At 65.2% G+C, this 20786-nt stretch carries 19 protein-coding genes; 5 read left to right on the forward strand and 14 right to left on the reverse strand.

Features of this window, described 5'->3' with window-relative positions; all coding sequences use genetic code 11:
* Window positions 1-46: 46 nt before the first annotated feature.
* From E4U91_RS14955 to E4U91_RS14995, 9 genes are all read right to left on the reverse strand, one after another.
* Window positions 47-364 (reverse strand): SpdD-like protein, encoded by a 318-nt coding sequence (locus E4U91_RS14955; protein WP_137307322.1) that lies wholly within the window; start codon window positions 362-364, stop codon window positions 47-49.
* Between the two features lie 24 nt (window positions 365-388).
* Complete coding sequence (locus E4U91_RS14960) at window positions 389-544, reverse strand: hypothetical protein (RefSeq protein ID WP_137307323.1); 156 nt, start codon at window positions 542-544, stop codon at window positions 389-391.
* Between the two features lie 13 nt (window positions 545-557).
* Window positions 558-749, reverse strand: coding sequence for a mobile element transfer protein (locus tag E4U91_RS14965; RefSeq protein ID WP_137307324.1), 192 nt, complete (start codon window positions 747-749; stop codon window positions 558-560).
* A gap of 5 nt (window positions 750-754) precedes the next feature.
* Window positions 755-943: a hypothetical protein gene (locus tag E4U91_RS14970; RefSeq protein WP_137307325.1), complete on the reverse strand. Its 189-nt coding sequence runs from the start codon at window positions 941-943 to the stop codon at window positions 755-757.
* Between the two features lie 17 nt (window positions 944-960).
* Window positions 961-1695, reverse strand: coding sequence for a DUF2637 domain-containing protein (locus E4U91_RS14975; RefSeq protein WP_137307326.1), 735 nt, complete (start codon window positions 1693-1695; stop codon window positions 961-963).
* Window positions 1695-1898, reverse strand: coding sequence for a hypothetical protein (locus E4U91_RS14980; RefSeq protein WP_137307327.1), 204 nt, complete (start codon window positions 1896-1898; stop codon window positions 1695-1697). The genes E4U91_RS14975 and E4U91_RS14980 overlap by 1 nt, the downstream gene beginning before the upstream one ends.
* A gap of 83 nt (window positions 1899-1981) precedes the next feature.
* Complete coding sequence (locus E4U91_RS14985) at window positions 1982-3337, reverse strand: FtsK/SpoIIIE domain-containing protein (protein ID WP_137307328.1); 1356 nt, start codon at window positions 3335-3337, stop codon at window positions 1982-1984.
* 2 nt (window positions 3338-3339) lie between these two features.
* Window positions 3340-3696: an SCO3933 family regulatory protein gene (locus E4U91_RS14990; RefSeq protein WP_137307329.1), complete on the reverse strand. Its 357-nt coding sequence runs from the start codon at window positions 3694-3696 to the stop codon at window positions 3340-3342.
* Window positions 3697-3834: 138 nt separating this feature from the next.
* Complete coding sequence (locus tag E4U91_RS14995) at window positions 3835-4614, reverse strand: GntR family transcriptional regulator (RefSeq protein WP_137307330.1); 780 nt, start codon at window positions 4612-4614, stop codon at window positions 3835-3837.
* Between the two features lie 18 nt (window positions 4615-4632).
* On the opposite strand from E4U91_RS14995, the gene E4U91_RS15000 reads away from it, so the two are divergent.
* Together E4U91_RS15000 and E4U91_RS15005 are read left to right on the forward strand one after the other, a co-directional pair.
* Window positions 4633-5097, forward strand: a complete 465-nt coding sequence (locus tag E4U91_RS15000) for an NUDIX hydrolase (protein ID WP_168218115.1) — start codon at window positions 4633-4635, stop codon at window positions 5095-5097.
* Between the two features lie 158 nt (window positions 5098-5255).
* Window positions 5256-5546 (forward strand): hypothetical protein, encoded by a 291-nt coding sequence (locus E4U91_RS15005; RefSeq protein ID WP_137307332.1) that lies wholly within the window; start codon window positions 5256-5258, stop codon window positions 5544-5546.
* Between the two features lie 479 nt (window positions 5547-6025).
* Here the strand turns inward: E4U91_RS15005 and E4U91_RS15010 are convergent, their stop codons facing one another.
* From E4U91_RS15010 to E4U91_RS15025, 4 genes are all read right to left on the reverse strand, one after another.
* Window positions 6026-6856 (reverse strand): hypothetical protein, encoded by an 831-nt coding sequence (locus E4U91_RS15010; protein WP_137307333.1) that lies wholly within the window; start codon window positions 6854-6856, stop codon window positions 6026-6028.
* 1631 nt (window positions 6857-8487) lie between these two features.
* Complete coding sequence (locus E4U91_RS15015) at window positions 8488-11058, reverse strand: Z1 domain-containing protein (protein WP_137307334.1); 2571 nt, start codon at window positions 11056-11058, stop codon at window positions 8488-8490.
* Between the two features lie 390 nt (window positions 11059-11448).
* Entirely contained in the window at window positions 11449-15480 is a 4032-nt protein-coding gene (locus E4U91_RS15020) for a trypsin-like peptidase domain-containing protein (RefSeq protein ID WP_137307335.1), read from the reverse strand.
* A 28-nt stretch (window positions 15481-15508) separates the two neighbouring features.
* On the reverse strand, window positions 15509-15847 hold the full coding sequence (locus E4U91_RS15025) for a CU044_2847 family protein (RefSeq protein ID WP_241678585.1): 339 nt from the start codon (window positions 15845-15847) through the stop codon (window positions 15509-15511).
* 755 nt (window positions 15848-16602) lie between these two features.
* On the opposite strand from E4U91_RS15025, the gene E4U91_RS15030 reads away from it, so the two are divergent.
* Window positions 16603-17301: an 8-oxoguanine DNA glycosylase OGG fold protein gene (locus tag E4U91_RS15030; protein WP_137307336.1), complete on the forward strand. Its 699-nt coding sequence runs from the start codon at window positions 16603-16605 to the stop codon at window positions 17299-17301.
* Window positions 17302-17464: 163 nt separating this feature from the next.
* Window positions 17465-18373 carry a DUF4352 domain-containing protein gene (locus E4U91_RS15035; RefSeq protein ID WP_137307337.1) on the forward strand — a complete coding sequence of 303 codons (909 nt, stop codon included), beginning with the start codon at window positions 17465-17467 and terminating at the stop codon, window positions 18371-18373.
* 819 nt (window positions 18374-19192) lie between these two features.
* Here E4U91_RS15035 and E4U91_RS15040 read toward each other — a convergent pair.
* Window positions 19193-19576, reverse strand: coding sequence for a hypothetical protein (locus tag E4U91_RS15040; RefSeq protein ID WP_137307338.1), 384 nt, complete (start codon window positions 19574-19576; stop codon window positions 19193-19195).
* Between the two features lie 239 nt (window positions 19577-19815).
* Between E4U91_RS15040 and E4U91_RS15045 the strand changes: the two genes are divergently transcribed.
* Window positions 19816-20496, forward strand: coding sequence for a hypothetical protein (locus E4U91_RS15045; protein WP_137307339.1), 681 nt, complete (start codon window positions 19816-19818; stop codon window positions 20494-20496).
* Window positions 20497-20786 lie beyond the last annotated feature (290 nt).

Here is a 20786-nt window from a genome sequence, read left to right on the forward strand (position 1 = left end):
CCCGGGCGGCGGATGCTTGGCGGTATCGAGGCCGCCCGGGGGCCGGTCAGCGACGCTTGGCGTCGGCGGCGAGCAGGGAGCGCAGGACGACCGCGCAGACGGCGACCGAGGCGCCGGTGACGGCGACGGCCAGGAGCATCGAGACGAGGACGGCGCCGACGACCAGGACGGCGGCGGTGCCGGCGCCGACGAGAGCGAGGGCGGTGCCGGGGGTGAGCTGGACTGCCGGGCGGGTCGACGCAGCCGGGATCGGGGCGGGGGCGGATGCCCGGTGGTGCTGGACCACGGCGGTCGACTCGACGACGGCGGGCGGGGTGACGAGCCCGGTCGGGGTGGGCATGGCGGGGATCTTCGGGCGGAGCATCGGCGGTCTCCTCTTTCGGGCGGGCTACTTCACGAGGGTGCTGACGGCGGGGGCCAGGACGCTGTCGGCGAGGAGGAAGCCGCCGAGCAGGACGACGGCGATCAACCAGGCGGGCGGGCGGAAGAGCTTGACGCCGAGGTAGCCGACGACGAGCAGCGCGAGCCAGAGCGGGACATGCATGGCGGTGTGTCTCCTAGCGGACGCGGCAGCGGTGGGTGCGGGCGGCGAGCTGGGCGGCGGACTGGCTGGAGTAGTCGGCGGACCAGCCGCAGCGGTCGGCGGTGCAGACGGCGGCGTGCGCGGTGTGGCCGCGGCGGTCGCGGTGGGTGCCGATCTGCACGGGGCCGATGCGCATCACGGAGTGGAAGTGGTCGCGTGCGGGCATGGCGGTCAGTCCTTCCGGGTGGTGGTGGGGCCGGGGAAGGTGGCGCGGATGCCGGCGGCGGTGGCGGGGTCGGTGGTGCGCTGGGCGGCTTCCTCGGCGAGCAGGTGGGCGAGGTAGGGCCGGTCGGCGGCGGTCATCTCGCGGGCACTGTCGAGGTAGTCGGCGGCGGTCAGGTCGGCGGGATCGGAGGTCATCGGTCGTTCCTTCCTGATCAGGTGAGGTGGGCGGCGATGGCGTCGGCGAGGTGGGGCGGGACGCCGAGGCGGGCGCGCAGGGTGTCGGTGTCGATGGCGGCGCCGGTGCGGTCGCGGTAGTCGGCGGCGACCTTGCGGGCGTGGTCGACGAGGACGGCGGGGACAGGAGGAGCGGGGGCCGCGGTGACAGCGGGAGGCGCGGTGGCCTGCACGGAAGTCGAAGGAACGGCGACCACGTCAGGGTCGGATGTGACTTCCGTGGCCGACGCGTGTTCGGCGACCGGGGCCGGCTGTTCGACCGGAGGCGCGCTCTCCCCCGCGTCCGCGACGGGTGCCGACGGAGCGGGCTCCGGCCCCACCGACTCGGGTTGCGTTTCCCCGTCCGGAGCTGGCGAGTGGGCGAGGAGCGTGCCGCCCAGGAAGGCGAGCGCGGGCCATCCGGCGACGCCGAGGCGGAGCAGGGCGGGCGGGTCGGCCAGGTCGAGGAATCCGGCGGTGGCGATGTTGGCGCCGAGCGAGGCGAACAGCGCGACGACGAACCAGCACCAGGCCAGCCGGGATGGCCCCTCGGAGCGCAGCCGCCGCCAGGCAGCCACCATGAGCAGGTCGACGCTGACCGGGTAGGCCCACGCCTTCCAGCCGTCCTGTCCGGCGGCGGCAGCCAGGTCGTGCAGGTGCGCGAAGGACAGGGCGCCCGCGATCACGGCTTGGATCAGGACCGCGTCGATCCGGAGGACGCGCCGGGCGCTCATCAGACGTCGTCCGGGCACGTGGCGTCGCCGTCGGAGTCGCAGCCGTCCGCGGACATGCCGGGCGGCGGCTCGGGCAGCGAGACGGCGAGGGACGAGCTGACGGCGTCCACGAAGTCCAGGTCGGCGCCGGCCATGTCGGCGTACAGGGCGAGTCGGCCCAGGAGCAGCACGGTCCGGGCGAAGTCCTCGCAGTCCGGGCACATGGCGGGCCCTCCTTTTTTTGGGCATGGCGGGGTAGGGACTCGGCGCGAAGGCGGTCACGCCGACCGTGGGAAGCGGGAGAAGATCAGGCGGTGGCCGAGGAGGCCTTGACCAGCGGCGCGGACGCAGCGTCGGGCTCGGCGAGGGCGGGCCGGAACGGGGCCAGCTCGGACAGGTCCGGGGTCCGGTCGGCGTATCGGTTGCAGATGTTCACGGCCTGGCGGAGCGAGGTGTGCGGGGCGCGGATGCGGTGCCAGCCGCCGGAGGAGTCGCCCGCGATGGCGAGCCCTCGCAGCTCGGCGGGGATCTGGATGGCGGCGAGGACGGCGTCCGGGGAGATGTCGCCGAAGGCCATGTTGGCGCTGGTTTCGTCGTTGACGCGGTGGGCGGTGCGGCCGGTGAGCTGGGCGCGGAGCATGGTGATGCCCTTGCCGAGTTCGGAGCCGAAGCGCTGCCCGCAGATTTCGAGGTAGATGCCGGCCGCGCGGCCGAGCTGGGCGAGACGGACCAGGGCGGTGATGATGCGGTCCCGGCGTTTCTCCTCGTCCTTGCTCGCGAACAGGGCGAGTTCGGCGACCTCGTCGACCAGGACCACGACCGGCACGGGGCGCAGATCGTCGGGCAGGTCCCAGATGTCGGCGGCGATCTCCGCGTCCGGCACGTCGGAGGTGATCCGCTGCTGCGACCGGATGAGTTGATAGACGCGCTCCATCCGGACCACGAGCGCGTCGAGCACTTCGGCGGCGGTGTCGGGGTCGTCGGCCAGCGCGGAGAACCGGCGGGCCAGGGGGAACAGTTCCACCCCCTGTTTGCAGTCGATGCCGACGAGGGCGACGTCCATCGGGGCGAGTCCGGCGACCAGGTTCCGTTGGTAGACGGACTTCCCGGATTCCGTGGCGCCCAGGGTGAGGGCGTGAGGGATCGCCCGGTAGTCGCGGTAGTGCACCGAGCCGTCCTCGCGCAGCGCGACCGGGACCCGCATGGGCCGCGGGTCGGGATCGGCCGGCATCCGCACCCGCTTGAGCACGTCGTAGCCGGTCATCCGCACCTCGACGACGCCGGAGCGCAGCTCCCGCGAGGTCACGCCGTACATCGAGAACGAGTGCCGCAGCCGGTCCGAGGCGGCGGCGAGGTCGAAGGCGTCCTGTCCGGGACGGAGCTTGAGCCGCAGGACCAGGCCGGTCCGGGTGGGCCGTAACCGCAGGATGCGCGGCGGAAGCGGCTCCGGTATCGGCCGGTTGGTGGCCCGCGCGAGGGCCAGCCGCCACCGGGCGGGCGGGACGGTCAGCCCGCAGGCGTCCATGACCGAGCCGTACCGGACCAGGACCCGCACCACGGCCAGCGTGACCCCGAAGGTCAACCAGTACCAGGCGGGGCGCCGCCACCGCAGGAGACCCACGGCGGCGACGACCAGCACCGAAGCGACCGTGAACGTGGTCACGATCAGGCCGCCTTGGGCCCGGCAGCAGCGTCGGCGAGCGAGGTGACCGCGACGGCGCGGAACGCGATGCCGTGCCGCTTCTGGCCGTTGAAGTCGTTCTCCCATGGCCGGGCGATCAGGCCGGTGAGCGCGACGGGCGTACCCATGGACAGTTCGCCGGTGATCCCGGGCTCCGGGACCGTGATGGACAGGATCTCCACCTCCTCGTTCGCCGCGAACATCACGTCGACCGTCATCAGCTTCGCCCCGGTCTCGGTGTCGGTGGCGATCTCGCCGGTACGGCGGTCGCGGACCTTGACCTGCGGGGACTTGGCGACCATCACGACCGCACCGGACGTGTCGACGGGGATCTGACGCACAGAGACCACTCCTCTATATATGCCGAACTTCGCCACTCATGTACATGAGTAACAGAAAGAAGAGTGCCTGACTCCTGTACATGAGTCAACCCGCCGCGAAGAAGAACTCGCGACGGGCTGTGGGAGGTTGAGTGGGCGTCAGTCGCCCGCAGGGATCCGGTACTCGAAAACGAACTGGTCAGCTGCCATGAGCGTGTCGCACACCTCCACCACCAGGCCCGCGGTCGTACGAGCCTCCCGGATCAGGTGGACCACCGGCGCCCCCGGGCTCAGCGCCAGCTCCGTCGCCTCCGCCTTCGAGGCCGGCCGAGCTTGGAGCGTCTCGACGAACTCCGCGAACTCATGCCCGTGGTCTTCCAGCCGCGCATAGATGCCACCGCCGCCGGGGTTCTCGGCGAACAGCTCGGGGATGTCCTTGACGACGTCCCAGGGGAGGTAGGAGGTGGCGGTCTCGACCGGGGTGCCGTTACGGAAGTACAGGCGCCGGCGAGCCAGCACCTGCGTACCGGCGGGGACGCCCAGTCGCTCGGCAGCATCCTCGGGCGCCTCCGTCGGGCCGATGTAGAGGACGCTCACCTTCGCCGTCGCGCCGGACTGGGCGGACTCCGCGAGGTAGGCCGCCTGCCCACCCTGCCGAAGTGAGCGCCGGAAGCGATCGGAGGAGCGGTGCCGCACCGGAGGCCGGTTCTTCACGATCGAGCCCTTGCCGTGCCGGGTCTCCACCAGCCCGCTCGCCCGTACCTCGACCATGGCCTTACGGATCGTCCCGCCGGACACGCCGTAGCGCTCCACCAGCTCGGACTCGCTCGGCACCATGTCACCGGGCTTGAGAACCCCTGCCCTGATCTGCTGCACGATCTCGTCCGCGATCTGCACATACCGAGGCCCGGAACCAGCCCCTCCCACCGCAGTCCCCATAGCCCTTCCCTGCCTCCTATGCTCCTCTGCATGAGTCAATCACGGGAAGCAAGGCCGTCCCCCCTGCACTCTGTGTCCGTAGCCGGAGTGGTAGTGCGCGAGGACGGCCGCCTCCTGGCGATCCGCCGAGCCGACAACGGCACCTGGGAGCTCCCCGGCGGTGTGCTCGAACTCGACGAGGCCCCGGAGGCCGGCGTGGCCCGCGAGGTCCTGGAGGAGACCGGCATCCACGTCGAGGTGGACGAACTCACCGGCGTGTACAAGAACATGGCCCGAGGCGTCGTCGCCCTGGTCTTCCGCTGCAAGCCCTCCGGCGGCACAGAACGCACCTCCAGCGAGTCCACCGCCGTTTCCTGGCTCACTCCGGACGAGGTCAGCGAGCGCATGGCCGAGGTCTACGCGGTCAGGCTCCTGGACGCCTTGGACGGCAACGGCCCTCACGTACGCAGCCATGACGGGAAGCACCTCATCCCAGCGGGATAAGACTTTCTCTCCATCATCAAGGCGGCTCGCTCCGCTCACCGCGCGCGACCCGGCCCCCGGCCGGGCCTGCGCTCCTGTCTCCGCCCCGCTCCAGCCCGGCCGGCGCCCGTGCCGCGCTCAAAGCATGCAGCCGCCTGATGCCAGAGAAAGGAAATGTCATGGCTGGGGCGGTCGGTCCCGCGGTTTTATGGAGCCACTTTGGTGCGAACCTCGAAGAGCATGACCCCAGCGTCGTGCTTTACCGGGCACAGACCGCCCGACGCACCGGAAACCTGCAAGGCAACGATCGCTCACACCAAAGCAGCTCCAGCCCGAATCCCTTTCGCCACTCGCTCGATATCTGCGACCCTGACGAAGTCGAACCTGAATTAGGGGTTCCCCGGGTCGATAATCCTTACCGGTTCATCTCTGGTTGCGATCGTACCGTCGTGATCGGATACGTCGATTAGGAGACGGAATAGCCAAATCAAGCGCACAGCTCGGAGGAGTCCCAGGAAGAGCAGCAAGCCGACCACCCATCCCTGCCAGCCGATCGTCTTCCCTGTATCGCTTAGCATGGCCGCCAGGCATCCAGCAGATACCGCAGTCATAGAGGTCAAGACGCTTACCCAATTTCGGCGAAGGCTCTCACCAAAGCGCGCTCTCAAAAAAGTCATACGTCGACCGGAACTGGTTGCGTACTGGCTAATCGCAGCTGTCCCAAAACCACCGATGATCGCCGCAACGGAAGCGACTGTCGCGTAGACGTTCATTCGCTGATCACTGGAGTGATGACTGAGAATATGATTGTGCTGCCATAATCCAAGCGCCACCACGCAAATTAGCGCACCTGCCCAGTCCACGCCCGGATGCTCACTCCACAGATTGTGCGCTCTCCGAGTAAATTGAACCCCGCTTGCCATCACTGCCCCCTTCGGCTAGTGAGAGCCTATGGCACGGGTCTGACAGCGTCGCGGAGCTCGGCCTCATGGGCCGAAGCCACGTCGAGGACCGCGTGGACGGCTGCCTCATACCAGGGGGCCTGCCCTTCGCTGCGCCGTAAGAACACTGGCTTCTGTGCAGTGATGTGGTCGGAAACGAAGTTGATTTGATCTTCTACAAGCGATCCGTCCGAGGCCGACAGAGTCACATGCGCAATCGCTCTGTCTACTGCCCCGTCAGGCCCTACCAGGCTGCCGAAGTCCGAGATGAAATGCTGGACATCTTCACGCAGTCGCCGCTCCCCCCGAGAGCGGGAAGTGTCCCGCCCAAACCCGCGCCGCTTCGGAATCTTCATGGTGAGCGTAATCAGCGCATCTGGATTCCGCCTGTGCGCTTGTCGCGAAAAATCTCCTAGCCCATCGGCGTCCGAGGGGAACATCAGCTTCCCAGGGCGAAGTCTCATTTCGAACAAGTTGACCGCTTCAGCGTTACTCAACTTCTCCCATGCCTTCTTTCCCACCAAAGGCATTACGGCCAAGTCTCGATCTACGACATTCATTGCATTCAGCCACCGCTGCAGGGCAGTCGGTCGGGGAGCGGAGGCACTCCCCTGGATCACTCCGATCACATTCCCGAAGGGAAGAAAACAGACAATCGTCGTATCGACTACGCTACGATTTCCGTCAAGCTGTAAGTCGGAGATGTGGTTGTGCTCCCAGTCGATCTGCTGAATATCTCCATCTCGAAGCCTCGCCAAAACGAGATGCTGGCGACCTTGTAGTGAAATGGGGTCGCCTACGTACACATCATCGCCATGTCTATATCGACGCTGAAGCATTTCAAGGCTCCCAAGGTTCGTTAGAACCCTTGGCCAATCGAGGTGCCCGAACCTAGGGTCTCCCGCTTCCTTGGGCCTGACGATTTCATAGAAAGCGACGGTCTTCTTGCGGCCGACATTCCCCAACCCGAGCCACCCCCAGCAAAACTGACACCTGATGGGACAGTATGGCTCTCAAACGGTCTGCTTGCTAGCAAAAGGGAAGACCTTCTTGGTAACGGGCGGTGCACAGGTTCCTACTGACGGCGAGCACGGGCGGCGACGGCATCCCGAGACGGGCTCGAACCTTCACGTGGCTGGCATGACGACACCGGACCGTGGTGCACACCAGCACCTCCGCCTGACTGCTGTACCCGGTACCTCCGTCGCGACTGCTCTGACCGACAACACGAGCCAGTAGCGTGGCTGAGGCCGGCGGGGGTACAGCGAGGCACACGCGTGCGTAGTCGGCCAGCGCACCCGCCGTCGTGGCTGACTGTCGTCGGCCGAGGTGCAGACAGGGCTTCAGATCGACCCTGACATTGGCGACGGCGCCGCTGATACAAGGAGCGAGGGCACGGCACCAGAACTTGCAGGGCAAACCTCGGCAACATCGCGAAACATCACGGTCTTTGGCGCGCGAGGCAGAAAAATGAGCGAGGTGGAGTTCCTCGATATCGACAAGCGGTGCACCCCTGGCCTCTACGGCCCTCGCGGCACACGACCAGGTCACGCATTTTGGACTAACTGTGACCATTCGAGCAAATGCGGATGGCTATACGTAATCGACTTTTCCGATGGCGTGATCAAGGTCGGTCGAACCACGGACGCTCGACAGCGAATCAAGCGGCATCACTGGGATGCGCACAAGCGAGGCGCAGAGGTTCGCCGCTGGTGGATATCCGTAAAGCACTCCAACACCTCCGAAACAGAGAGTGTGCTGAAACAATGCTGCCTACGCCACTGGCGGCTATTCGACGGGGATGAGTACTTCGCCAACGCTGACTTCGACATGGCGGTTACCTACGCCATGTTCTTCCGGTACACACGCCCGTGCAATGGTGAGATCCTGCGCGATAACCTCCGAGCGTGATAAGCAGCTCGTAGTCGCTTCACCAAGCACGACGTCGACCAGTCATACTCATGGAAGACACTGGCTCGCCCCGTGATCAGTTTTCTGATCAGCCCAGCACACTCTGAGGACTGCCAGTCATGGACAGTGGCGGAGCCGAAGGAGCAGGTCACCACCCCCGGAACAAGGTCATAGAAGACCCGGATCGCGTTCAGCACGAAGAGGTCGTGCCAGGTCCTGCGTGGAACCACGGGGATCGGCAAGGACAGGGTCGTCGACCAGCCCGCACCCGTGGCCGCTCCGTTGCAGGTCAGCCCAGGAATTGCCCGTAGGAGAGCCAAGCTTCCCGAGCTGAGGGGTCAGGCACCGTCATCATGTTCCGCTGCTGCGGCTTGCTCTGGTCGACGGCGCTGGCGGCGTGGAGGAGGCCGGCGCGAGTACAACGAGACACACGCGCGCCTGGTCAGTCGATGCCCCCACCGTCGTAGCTGACTGTCGTCAGTTGAGCTTAGTGCCACACCCATGCCAGAGCCCGGCTCTGCCAGCGATCTCTCCGAACGGGGTCAGGGGCACGTGGCGGTTACATATCCTCGTTGTCGAGAAAACTGTAATCCTCATCCTCGATTGAGACCTTGGACAGGTTGGCGGAGATGTAACTCTTCACAGAAGAGTCGCCAGCGGAAGGCTCGGGAAAAACAAGGGCGACGCCAATCACATGTTCCTCCGCGTCGAGGGGAACGCGTTTTTTCCTCTTTCGTACCGGAGAGGAGGCTGGTGCCTTCGGTGGTGCGGACGCCTTGTCAATGGGATATAGGACTAGCAACCCAATGTTGGGTTGCTGTGATTGGCGCTGTTTCCTGTAGTCCTCTTCGACCCAGGTGGCCTTGTAGCCGTCCAGATCGACGGCAGCGTCCCGCGGACTCATCAAAGTTTTGATGTCGGCAGGGCCAGGGACATCGAGGCGTGATCGGATGGTGCGCCCGACGGTCACCCCGGGAGCGAAGGTGAAGTCGTTGTCTGGTCGGCCTTGAGGCGTGCCGACAATGGCAATGTTCCACCGTCGCAGCGAGCCAGCTGTCGCCACTCGCTTATTGATGTATGCAACGATCAGTCCCGAGGTGTGCAGGGAGCTTTCGTGGAACTGATAGCTGGTCAGGAATTCCGTGACGACGTCATGCGGCACCTCGTAGAAGACGTATCGCCCTTCCTTGGGGCGTTCGTCAATCTTAGGAGAAATTGAAGCGGCAGCCGTGACCAAGGTACGGGCGGCGTCAATGTTCGTGGCCAGCCACTCGGCGTCAGTGTGGAAGTAGTGTGTCTGAATGCGCTGACCGCCATACGAGGACGCTGCCGTGACGGCGTCGCGCATTTTGGCAGCTGCGGTCACCCGTAGTGCGGGGTGCGTGCGCAGACGTACGGCGAAGGTTAGAGGAGTTACGTTCTGAGTCATGTAGACGTCGATGTCGCGCCGCATTTCCGTCTCGACCGTGGCCAGATGACGAAACCACTCAGCCAACTCATCGGTCATCCAGATGCGGGGCAGATCGGCGTAGCCATTGCGGAAGCCGAACCAGCGCCCCATCTGGAGCAGCGTATCGTAGGCGGAGACGGCACGTACAAAGTAGCTGACCGATAGCCCCTCCAGGGTGAGTCCCCGAGATAGGGTATTGCCGCCGACCGCAATTGCTACCACGGGGCCGTTCTCGTAGTCGAGACGATCCTCGCTGCTGGAGTTGTCCATGACGACGCGACAGTGGTCGACCACGCTCGGCAAATGCGCCATCAACTCTTCGAACTGCAGTTTGCGTTCGCCGAAGTCCTCGGCCGGCACGCGAGCCGTCTCCTCTTCCCAAAGGTCCCGCAACCGAGCGAGGAATTCCTCTCTGTTCATCGCATCGACTGCGTAGTCGCGCATCCGTTCAAGCGGCCTCCTGAAACTTTTATGCACGGCGGTGTTGACGCTAGTGTGGATCAGCATTGTGCTGTGCGGATTGCCGGTCCCGCGCACACGTCGGGCGGCGGTGACCAGCCAGAAGTACTCCACAGCTCGGCGTAGAGTGTCAGTGATAACGGGCTCGAAGCCTTCAACGTCTGCCCTCGTCTGGGGGCGCATACAGGGCACATCGCTCTCGGGCACCGAGCGGATCATGTCGTAGCCGTCGTCCACCTGGTCAGGGTCGTCGCCGTCGACTGGGTAACGTCCGAACAGGACCTCGGTACCGAAATGGTGGTCGGGCTTGGGAAGGCTGACGATGAAGTCCCGCGGATAAAGGTCCTCTGCGCTTGGGTCGATGAGTAGGTTGGCGAACGGTGAGGCTGTGTATCCGACGTATGCCGACCGCGGCAGGCTGTCCATGATGCTCATGATCAGTGGATTGATCGACTTCGTCGCGACGGTGGCCTGGTCAGCCTCATCGTCAATGATCAGAGCCGGGCAGTCCTCTAGATAGTCAGATGCCTTCTCCAACCACCGGGCGAGCTTGCGCAGCACCGTTGCATTCTTCTTGACCACGCACAGCACGCGGGTCTTATTACTCTTGCCGAAATAGGAGGCTGGATTCTCCTGTGGGGTGAAGTCTTTTCCTAGTCCCGTCAGTTGGGACCACATTGACGGGTTGGGCTCTACAAGGTGCTGGACGAGCCTAGCCTGAGTTTGACGGCGCAGACCGTTATGGATTCCGGCCAGCACGATGAACAACTTGTAGCCGCGATCCGCGGCTTTTGCCATCACTGCGGTGAAGTTGGTGGTCTTGCCGGACTGAACATACCCCACAACCAGACCGCGGGTGGAGAATGAACGCTCCTTGGGATGGTTCAACAGCGACACGATGCGGGTGGAGGAGTTATCGAGATTGGTGATTGCGGACTGCTGCGTCCAGCCATCCTTGCGGAGCCGGTCAATGACAGCCGGCCAACACTTGTCCTGGGCCTGCGGGCCGGTATACCAGGTATCGCGGTTGCCCCGGGCGACCACATGTGGTTCCTCCAACTCCCGGATACGCACGGTCTGCTGCTCGTGCCGCTCACGGATCTGCTGGACGATATCCGAGCTGATGCCGAACTGCTCCAGTCGCTTGACGGACTCCGAAGGAGGAAAGGCGTCCAGGAGCGCCCTAAACGTCTCATACATGTTGTCGAATTCGTCAGCCATGCGAATCGACCGCTCCCCCCACTCTCGTCCGCCTCATCCGGGCCCATCCATCCAGGGCCCGGCTTGTGCGGTTGTCTGCCGCTGCTACACGACACGCCCTTTGGACGCGCATGCTTCCACCTGCCTGTGTCGTGGTCTTCAGATTAGTTGGTCCTACCTCGCGCGCAGTGTCAGCGGGATACGCGCGGACCCCACGGTGTGGCCTGGGATGGCGGCGAGCCGCTCGTGCTTGACGAGGTTGCCCGCACGATGCAGGTACCTCGGGCGGCGGAACGCCGTTCACGGTCGAGGCCTCTTCCGGTTGTAGCGTCAGCGCGGGCAAGTTGGCGTGCGGCACGAGTCGACGGGGCACGCCTGTCGAAGGATGGGAGATCATGATGAAGCTCCCGCTCAGTTCAGGTCCAAGGCCAATAGCCCGTCGGTGAGCCCGGTAAATACACGACGGTCGTGCGGGGCGAGGGACCGGACGGGCGAGCGAACCGGAATAACCCCGCTGGCGTGAGCCAGCTCTGGATCCCAAAGACGGACCGTTCGATCGTCTCCGGCGGACACCAGGACCGTACGGGTGTCTAGGGAAACAACGCACACGGCGCTTACTCCGGCGGTATGTCCCTTGAGACTGGCCACAGCCTCGCCGGTAGCCGGGTCCCACAGCCGCACCGAGCGGTCCTCGGCGGCGGTGGCCAGCAAGGTGCGCCCCTTCACAGACACCACACACATCCCACGCACCCAGTCGGTGTGACCGGTTAGTCGGTGCACCACTGTCGTGCTCGCTGTGTCCCAGAGAGCCACAGCATTGTCGTCCCAGGCTGTGGCGAGATACGCCCGCTCATCCACCATGACGGAGCACAGACTCAGCACCGCCCGTTCTCGTTCGGCTGGCAGGACGTGCAGAACGTCGCCACTCTCAGGGTCGTGCAAACGAACGACCCCGTTGTCGTCCGCAGCCGCCAATAGGATGCGTCCGCCGATCGACACTGGGCACAGGGCCCTGACCGACCAGTCGCCCACCTGCAGCATGCCAACGTCGCCACCGGTGTGCGGATCTGAGAGTCGAATGGCGCTGTCACTGTCCGCAGAAGCCAACAGGGTTCGCCCATCCACGTCGATCGTGCACAACGCGGTGATAGGGCCGATGCGGGCCTTGATAGTGTGCCGGGTCTCCCCGGTTCCGGGGTCCCACAAACGCAGGGTGTCGCCGTGGCCAAGGGTCGCCAAGAGTGCTCCATGCGTCCCCTCGATGGCGCACAGGGCCTCGACCGGCTCGAGGGGCTCGACCATAGTCACCACGCCCGGAGCTCCGGTATCCCAGAGACGAACCGAATTGTCGTTGCCAGCAGACACCAATACCGCGTGCCCATCCGACATCACCGCGCATACATCTTGCACGACATCTGTGTGTCCCTCCAGCACACGCACCGAATCACCAGACAGGGCATCCTGCAGGTAGATGTGCCTGTCATCTCCAGCCGACGCCAATAGGGTTCGCCCCTCCACATCGACCGCACACAACGTGGTGATCAGACCGCCCACGCCTTCAAGCGTGCACAGTGTCACTCCGTCCACGTCCTGGAGACGCACCAGCCCATCCATACGCGCCGACGCCAACAGCGTCTGCCCGTCCGCGACGAGCGTGCACAGAGCGGTGATCCAACCGGGGCCGTCCTCCAGCACCCGAACGACGTCGCCGGTGCTTGAATCCCACAGGCGAACGGCACCGTCATTGCCCGCGCTTGCCAAAAGGACACCCTGCTTCGTCGGCAACGGGCATAGCGCCCTCACCGCGCCCGCATGAGCCTCCATGACGCGCACCGCGCCGCCGGTATCGGGGTTCCACAACCGAACGGTCCCGTCGTTGCCAGCCGACACCAACAGGGTGCGCCCTGCCTCCTCGATCGTGCACAGCGCAGTGATCCAGCCGATGTGGCCCTCGATGGTTCGTCGGACGTCGCCGGTGTCGGGATTCCACAGCCGAACGGCACCGTCATTGCCCGCGCTCGCCAACAGCACACCCTGCTTCGTCGGCAACGGGCATAGCGCCCTCACCGCGCCCGCGTGGGCTTCCAGGACCCGCACCGCCTCGCCAGTGTCGGGGTTCCACAACCGAACGGTTCCGTCATTGCCTGCGCTGGCCAGCAAGGCGCGGCCCTCCGCTGGGATTACACACACGGAATTGACCCAGTCCGTGTGCCCCTCCAAAACGATGTCCTCCGTGTGGGGCGCCCCGACGGCCCACACGGCTCGATACGGGGCTGGCACGGCACTATCACGATAGCTCCGTCCCAAATGCTCGCGCGCCTCGGTCACGCTGAACAGCGCTACCCGATCCGCCGGCGACGCGTCCAACGCCTGCGGAGTTGTTCGTAGCAACCGCGCACGGGCACGCGCCGACGCCGAGGTCGCGGCCTTGACGGTCGGAACCAGACGGCGCAGATCAGCATGGAGGGGGTATGCCTCATCCTCGAGCAACTCGTCGAGAACTCCACCACGTACCGCATGGCGTGGCAAAGAACGGAGGAGGTATCTGGGGGCATTTTGCCAGTCGGACGAGATCATGCCCATCAGCGCCCTGGCGATGCGACCCTCGTCGTCAGCGAGGGCCCCCGCAGCTGCCCGATCACCCAGCAGCGCCTCGTTCAGCGCCTCGTGGAACAATCGAAAGCTACCGGCGACGGCACCAGGATCACTCGACTCGACCAAGAAACTGGCCGCGGAGGTACGGGCGAACGTGCTCAACGCCCGCGCTTCAGGAGCAGAGCCGCTGACGGCCCTGATTGCCGTGCGCCACAGCTCCACACTGAGCCCGGGGGAGTCGGCGTAGGCCAGCGCGGTAAGCACGTCCAGCGCAGCCACGCCCTCTACGTCCGGCAGACGAGCGAGGTAATCGCGCAGCGCCGCATCGACGGTCGCGGTGAAGCGCAACTCCGCAACATCCACGGCGTGCCGATCATGCAACCCGTGGGTCCGGGCTACCAGACCGGCAATCAGAAAATTACCCTGCGCCATCTCAGCGATCCGGTCAGCCACTGGCTTGGCTACCGACCCGACCGCGTAGGGGCTGTCGCGTCGCTCGTCACCCAACAATTGCAGCGTTGCCAACGCGTAGCGAGCGAGGTCCTCTTGCGCGAAGTAGTCGGGAGTGTCGAGGTCGATGATCCGAAGGGCGCTTTGAAAGGGTGCAAGGAGGTCGCCGCGGTCGTCGGTGCGCCTACTTCCGACGACGACTCGGACCCCCACATCGGCGCAGGTCTCCGCCGTCGCGACGGCGATGTGCCGCATGATTGAGCGTGCATCTGCTGGCGTGCGGGCCTCGTCCAGGGCATCAATGATGATCGAGAAGCCGCCCGGTGAACGATTTTCCAGAGCTCCCCGCAGCAGGGTGGGTAGGTCCTCAACCTCATCGGGACGGGGCGCACAGGCCGCAGTAGCGATTTCCCGGGCTACTTCCAACGCCGTCTTGTGCCGAGCGTGCACTGCGCAAGCCACTGCGCCGGTCGGCGCGCGCTCCGCATCATCGTCGGCCGGTAGTAAGGCGGCGATCTCTGGGTCAGCGGTCGTAACGATCCGTCCCAGCACCGCCGACTTGCCCACGCCGGGAGAGCCAGTGACGAGCAGCACCTGACGGTGGTCCCCGGCCAAATCGGTGATCCACTCAACGATGACCCTCAGCGCCGCCGCTCGACCGCAAAAGCGGAAGCCGCGCTCAGCGTCCGAGCCCACCCCGCGGGCCCTCGGATGCCAGTGCTTCCCCGACTCTGGATCTTTGGATAGGGTCCAGCCCCACGCGGACAGAGCGACGTCGCCAGCATCCTCCGTAGACCAGTCGGTGAGCAGATGTAGTTGCTGATCGGGCAGACATGCGGCGACGGCCCGCATGGTGACGGCCCGTGCATAGCCGTCTTTCTTCCGTCCCTGAGCGACCAGCCCGACCACAGCCCCATAGTCGGCCGACCAGAGAGCGCCACCGCTGTAACCACCCTGGACGCCGTCGCCCTCACTGTTGTCCAATCGCACCCAACCGTAAGCGAGAGACTCTCCGATCAGGCCGCCCGCCGAGTCGCCCAGGATTCCGTCCGGGAATCCGAAGGCCCACCACCGCTTGTTCACCATCTCCTTCGGGGATGGACGCAGCAGGGGCGCGGCATACTCCGCAGGTACCGGCTCGTCGAGGACCAGGACCGCGACGTCCTGCTGGCTCCGCAGTTCCACTGCCGGCGCCACGACCTCCTGCACTTTGATCCGACGGTGCATCAACTCCTCGGCCTTGGGGAACGCCACCCACAGTTCCGGATACGCTGCGGGGCCGGTATGCACCACGTGTGCACACGTCAACACCCGTCGGGCGTCGATGAGGAACCCGGTACCGCGCGGATTCGGATCGCCCTCACTGAGGTGAATGGCCGTCACCCACGCGTCCGACATCGGGCTCAGCCCATGTCGGGGCTCAGCGTCATTCACTGACGGCTTCTCCGCCCTCGCCTCCGTCCGGCCCCGAGCCAGACCGCCAGGTCAGCTTCACACCGAAGTTGGCCTCCGTGGCAGCCTTGGCGACTAGCCAGTTCGCCGACCCATTGACCTTGATGCCAAAGGTCACTTCTACTTCGTCCGGACACAGGCGCACGAACTCATCCAGTACCGTGCGTGCCGCCTCGACGGCCGGACGGACGGAGTCCTGAACCCGATTCAGCACTGGGTCGGCACCTACAGGCTGCCAATCGTCCGTCGGCTCGATCTCGAACTGAACCACTGTGTTCGAATCGAGCGCGTAGGACACCACCTGGGACGTCACTCGTTCCCCCCTTGCCTCCATCGCGTACCAAGACGGTACCGGCAAAACACGATCACCACGACGTGCAGTGGGGCGCCAGCCGTTGCCGCTTGGAGCTGTGCTCACCTGTCGACCTTTGCTGCAGCCGTGAGCCCCCGTGTCAGCCAACGATGTTCGCCCACTCGGACACCCGGGTTTCCAGCAGGGAGGCTCGCACTTGCCAGCCCTCTTTCGAGCCCGCGACACCTACCAGGCGTGGCCATGCTCGACATCGGCCTGACAACGAGCAAGTGGGTCGTACCGGCTGGAGGCAGAGCTTTGCGTGGACAACGTTCATCTGTGGTACGTGATGCAGAAGGGACTGGAAGCCTATCCCCGCATGGGTGTCGAGCACACCCTGGCCGGGATCGATCTGCTGCTGTACCGCATAGGCTGACAACAGTGCAAGTGCCTCTCTCACACGACCACAGCGACGGCTGGCGGCCGACGGGAGCGGTTCTGCTGCGATATATGCACGGCGATAGATCGCCCGAGAATGTGCAGGCCGTCGGTCACACCAACCCCCTCCTCCTACGAGCGGTGTTGTCAGCCTGTGGACCATGCGTGGACGAAGCCTGGCAGGTGCCCCCCTCAATAGGCCGCGACCTGCACTGTCCAGGAAGCAATGGACCTCCGGAGCCATGTTGGTTGCCGAAGCCGTCGAAGACTGTGCCGCAGCGTTGGCCGAGCGTCGTTGGTTGGCATCCCGCCTTCTCCCCACGGGGCACGATGGAGTCATGGCACCCACCGACCTGTCTCGCCTGCAGTTGCCGCGCGCGTGCCGTGAGGCTCTTGTCAAGCAGCGATCAGAGCGGATCGACGGTCACACCATCCCCATCGCCACCGACTGGTGGAATGCCGAGATAGCTGCCGCTCACCTGCCTGGTGCGCCCGTGACCGGACCAGATGTCACGCAGCTCAGTCGCGGTGACCTATTCAGGGATGCGGCCAACCTTGATGCGGGCCGCGAAGAGGAGCAGCTGCGATTTCTGTGGCGGGTCCTCGCCTGGGGCAGCGGCATGAGGCTCCGCCTCAACCGCCAGCGCATCCGAGCGGTGGCGGATAACCTGTCCTCAGCCGTGGCGGCTCTGCGCCAGGCTCTGCAGGTGGCTCGCGAAGATCCGGCGCACGCGTACGAAGCTCTGCGCCCGGGAGGTCCCAACGCCATTGCGTATCTGGGCCCGGCGTTCTCGACCAAGGTCTTGTATTTCGCTGGCAGTGGCGCTCTCGACCACCCGTGCGTGATCCTCGACTCCCAGGTAGCCGCCACGCTCAGGGACATCTGCAAGTGGGACTCACTCGGTGAGGACGGATGGCCCACCAGCACCTACGTCCGGTACTGCACGCTCTTGGACCGCTGGGCCCACGAGGAGAGCAGGCAGCTCGGGCGCCGCATCGGCATCGACGAGATCGAACGCTGGCTGTTCAGGCCCTGACCGACCGATCTCTGTAGAGCTACGGATCAAATGGCTTCTGACATCCATCGCTGACATCAACGACGTCGGACAGGGACGTACACCAGCGACTCTGTCCGGCCGCTGCCGCCGCACCAGTCGCCCACCGCAGTCGAAGCGGGCCCGGATCGAACTCCTAAAGCCGGTGTCGCGCCTCGGCAAGGCCGACCTCGTCACGATCATCGGAACCGGCGCCGAGAGATCCGCCGCCGAGCCATCGAAGTCAGCCAGTTCCACGCACCCCACCAGCCGCGCGACTACAACAGCACCAAAGCCGCTGCATCCTGAAGTGGCCGCCATCAGCTTGCCGCCCCTGTGGCCCCAACTGCTGTCAGTGCAGCTGTTCACAGAGGATGATGCGTCTCGCAACAGCACCATCCCAGGGGGGATCATGAGTACCAACATCACGCCGCCGCCGATGCCGGCTCAGCCGCCGCAGCCCGGCAAGAAGAGCCACACCAACGCCTACATCATCGGCGGCGCGGCCATCATTGCCGCCGCCGTCGTCGCCACAGGGATCGCCATCTCTGGCCGCAGCGACGACACAGCAAAGCCACAGCCCACCGTCACCGTGACGGAAACCGTCAAGCCCGAGGCCACAGTCGAAGAGGACACCGCAGCAGCAACCGACCAGAACACAGACGCCAAGGTCGGCGAACAGGCTCGGAACGGCGGAGCCGTCGTCAAGGTCACCAAGGTGGCAGAGGCCGACACCATCGTGCTCGCCGGAGCCCGCAAGTCCGCAGGCGCCGACGCCAAATACGTCGTCCTCAAGACCGTCGTCAGCAACGAGGGAAAGGCCAGCATGGACCTGACGTGCTCGCTGCCCATCGTCAATGCGCTCATCGACGACCAGGGCCGGCGCTTCGACACGATCGAAGATCTTTACGACGTCGCCGGCAACCCAGAATGCAACGCGCAGTTGCAACCCGGCTTTGACGACGAGATGCAGTTCGTCTATCGCGTCCCAAAGGACGCGGTGGTCACAACATGGGAGTTCTCCGAGTACGACCTTGAGAACGAAGTGACACCCACCCTCGTCGACCTGACCTGACCTGACCAGCCACCATCGGGCCTCCACCCCTCAACCAGGAGTCGGGGGCCCTGTCGTGCTGTCAGTACCTGCCAGTACAGGCGAGGCGAGCGTGAGGTACGCGTCGATTAGGGGGCCTCCTGCACACTCATTCGTGTGAGCACCGCACCACAAGCGCACCAGATCGAGCGGGGAACAGCAGGGAGTAGCGGTGAGAACGATCGAGCCCGACGAAGGACGCGCCAGTTGTATGCGCGGCTCAACGCCCTAGGAAGCGCAGAGCGCCACAGCTTCCCGAGCTGATAGCTCAGGCAGCGTTGTCACGGCTCAGCCGACGCTGCTTGCTCTGGTCGACGGCATGGCAGCGTGGCTGAGACCGGTGGGGGTGCGGCGAGGCACACGCGCGCGTGGTCGGTCGGCGCGCCCGGCGTCGTGGCTGGCTGTCGTCGGCTGAGGTTCAGGAGACTCACGTCGAAGGCGCCCGCAGTCGGTCAGCCTGCCAGGACCGTGATGGTTAATCCCTGGGCCGTCCGAGGTTCCCCGACGCCACTCGTCAGCGACCGACAGTGGCAGATGGGGCCAGTCTCATCCCCGGAGCACTCTCTCGTACGGTTCGCAGGACAAGATACCGGCCCGCCAGGCATCCAGGCGATGGCTAAGGTCAATCTCGGTTGCTGTGGGGTTCGGTGTGCTCTGTACTCGTCCACGAACGTCGAGCATCGCCCCCGACCTGCGAGGGAAGTTCACTGCCGGATACCTCCGGACTGCCACTAATCAAGCCCGAACAGCCTGCAACGCGGGAGTCAGATGCTGACTCGGGAACTCACACCCGCAGTCAAGCTACTCGGCATTGGGCTTCTCTGCCATGGGGAAGGCCGACACCGACGCCAGGAACTGTGCTGACGTGAAGTAGGGATTGTTCGTACCACCGAGCACCTCGATGAGGATCGCTTCCCCGTCGCACTCCATGACCCGGTACTGGTCACCGGCCCGGAGCACGAGGCTCTTGCCGTCCTCGCCGTCGGACACAACGTCGAAGACCTGGCCCTTCGTCGAGCACGGGGCATTCCGCTTCTTGACCGCAGCCTTGACGGCTTTCCTGCCGGCTTCAGCACCTCGGCCGATGGCCCACCCGCTCACGGCAATGACGACGGCCAGCGTCCCGGGGCCGCCCACCTTCTTCGCCAGCGTCGTCATCGTCTGGTATCCCCCCAGATTGCCCACCCGTGCCTCCTCGTTGGCCGCGTACCAGCGTCAATCCTATGGAAGGTGGCCATCGGCATGTCCACCAACTGTCACCCGATCGTGTAGCGGACCCCCGCCCCCCTGTCGGTCAACCAGGGTGTTGTCGACATCGGAGAGCGCCAGCACATGGTGGACACTACTTGGCGGTTCCTTGAGCCAGATCGGCAACCCTCGCTGGGATAGGAGACGCCGATAGGCAAGCAATTACGATCTCGCGTATGCCTCCGCACTCTCGCCTTCCCACTGTCATCGACGCCGCCAACGCCTTATCCGCCGGTCTACGAAACCCTTTGCTGCTGGTGGGCCTTCACCGCGACATCGACGGCTTGATCGGGAAGGACGGCAAGCCGCTCGGGCGCTCGACGAAGCAGTACGCTCTGCGATGGGGAATCTTCACGATGTCCTACGCGGCCGTCGAAGCCTTCTTCAACGACGTCCTTGCCCTCGAACCGTCCCGGACGCGACATCTGCCGCTCAACCCGGACAAGATCCGCCATGTTGGACAGCAGCACGCAGTCCGGCTCTTCACCAACGACTGGGGAGTCCGTACGAGAATTCTGGGCAACGCCCCCGGCAACCGATCGCGTTGGAAGGCCTACGTCGGCACCCAAGAGGTGCAGTCGTACCTCGCCGACATGAAGAACCTCCGCGACATCCTGAGCCACGGCGGGGACCCATACGCGGTGTCGAACCGCTCCGGAGCGTTGTGGCCCCTGAAGAGCGGCGGGCACTCCATGCGCCTCATGGGCGCTGAAGGCTTCATCCAAGCGTGCTGCGACCTCGCCTCGCAGACCGTGCTCGCCTACGGTGGGGACTCTGCCGACCTTCCCGAGTGGCCAGAGCCTGAGCGGTCGGGGCTCTCCGCGGAACGGCGTCCGCCACTGCCGCTGTTGCACTGATCAGGTTAACGGCCCCAGCCGCGGCCCCCGGCACCGTCACCGCGGTTAGAAAGCGTGCGCCTGCCTACACGGAAGGGGGTGCACGGTCGGCTCCGGCAGGTCATCCGCTGGCCATCGACAAAGCCCGACTGTCGGTTAGGTCCCGGACGATTCTCCGGGCCGCCCCCAGACAGGCCGGGGATGCAACCATTCCTTACAGAGCTGGAACCCCCGGAACCGACCGCGCGCTTGAGGCCATAGGCGCAAGCACTGACAACCGACTCGCCGGCGATCGACCGTCGAGCGGTGAG

Source organism: Streptomyces lasalocidi, from assembly GCF_005280215.1.
Classification (GTDB): Bacteria; Actinomycetota; Actinomycetes; order Streptomycetales; family Streptomycetaceae; genus Streptomyces; species Streptomyces longwoodensis.

What these genes read in the sequence shown, in the direction of transcription:
- E4U91_RS15015 (WP_137307334.1), bottom strand. Translation starts at nt 11,058, where the DNA reads ATGGCTGACGAATTCGACAACATGTATGAGACGTTTAGGGCGCTCCTG.
- E4U91_RS14970 (WP_137307325.1), bottom strand. Translation starts at nt 943, where the DNA reads ATGACCTCCGATCCCGCCGACCTGACCGCCGCCGACTACCTCGACAGT.
- E4U91_RS15030 (WP_137307336.1), top strand. Translation starts at nt 16,603, where the DNA reads ATGGCACCCACCGACCTGTCTCGCCTGCAGTTGCCGCGCGCGTGCCGT.
- E4U91_RS14995 (WP_137307330.1), bottom strand. Translation starts at nt 4,614, where the DNA reads ATGGGGACTGCGGTGGGAGGGGCTGGTTCCGGGCCTCGGTATGTGCAG.
- E4U91_RS15010 (WP_137307333.1), bottom strand. Translation starts at nt 6,856, where the DNA reads ATGCTTCAGCGTCGATATAGACATGGCGATGATGTGTACGTAGGCGAC.
- E4U91_RS15045 (WP_137307339.1), top strand. Translation starts at nt 19,816, where the DNA reads ATGCCTCCGCACTCTCGCCTTCCCACTGTCATCGACGCCGCCAACGCC.
- E4U91_RS14980 (WP_137307327.1), bottom strand. Translation starts at nt 1,898, where the DNA reads ATGTGCCCGGACTGCGAGGACTTCGCCCGGACCGTGCTGCTCCTGGGC.
- E4U91_RS14975 (WP_137307326.1), bottom strand. Translation starts at nt 1,695, where the DNA reads ATGAGCGCCCGGCGCGTCCTCCGGATCGACGCGGTCCTGATCCAAGCC.
- E4U91_RS14965 (WP_137307324.1), bottom strand. Translation starts at nt 749, where the DNA reads ATGCCCGCACGCGACCACTTCCACTCCGTGATGCGCATCGGCCCCGTG.
- E4U91_RS15000 (WP_168218115.1), top strand. Translation starts at nt 4,633, where the DNA reads ATGCTCCTCTGCATGAGTCAATCACGGGAAGCAAGGCCGTCCCCCCTG.
- E4U91_RS15005 (WP_137307332.1), top strand. Translation starts at nt 5,256, where the DNA reads ATGGCTGGGGCGGTCGGTCCCGCGGTTTTATGGAGCCACTTTGGTGCG.
- E4U91_RS14960 (WP_137307323.1), bottom strand. Translation starts at nt 544, where the DNA reads ATGCATGTCCCGCTCTGGCTCGCGCTGCTCGTCGTCGGCTACCTCGGC.
- E4U91_RS14955 (WP_137307322.1), bottom strand. Translation starts at nt 364, where the DNA reads ATGCTCCGCCCGAAGATCCCCGCCATGCCCACCCCGACCGGGCTCGTC.
- E4U91_RS15020 (WP_137307335.1), bottom strand. Translation starts at nt 15,480, where the DNA reads ATGTCGGACGCGTGGGTGACGGCCATTCACCTCAGTGAGGGCGATCCG.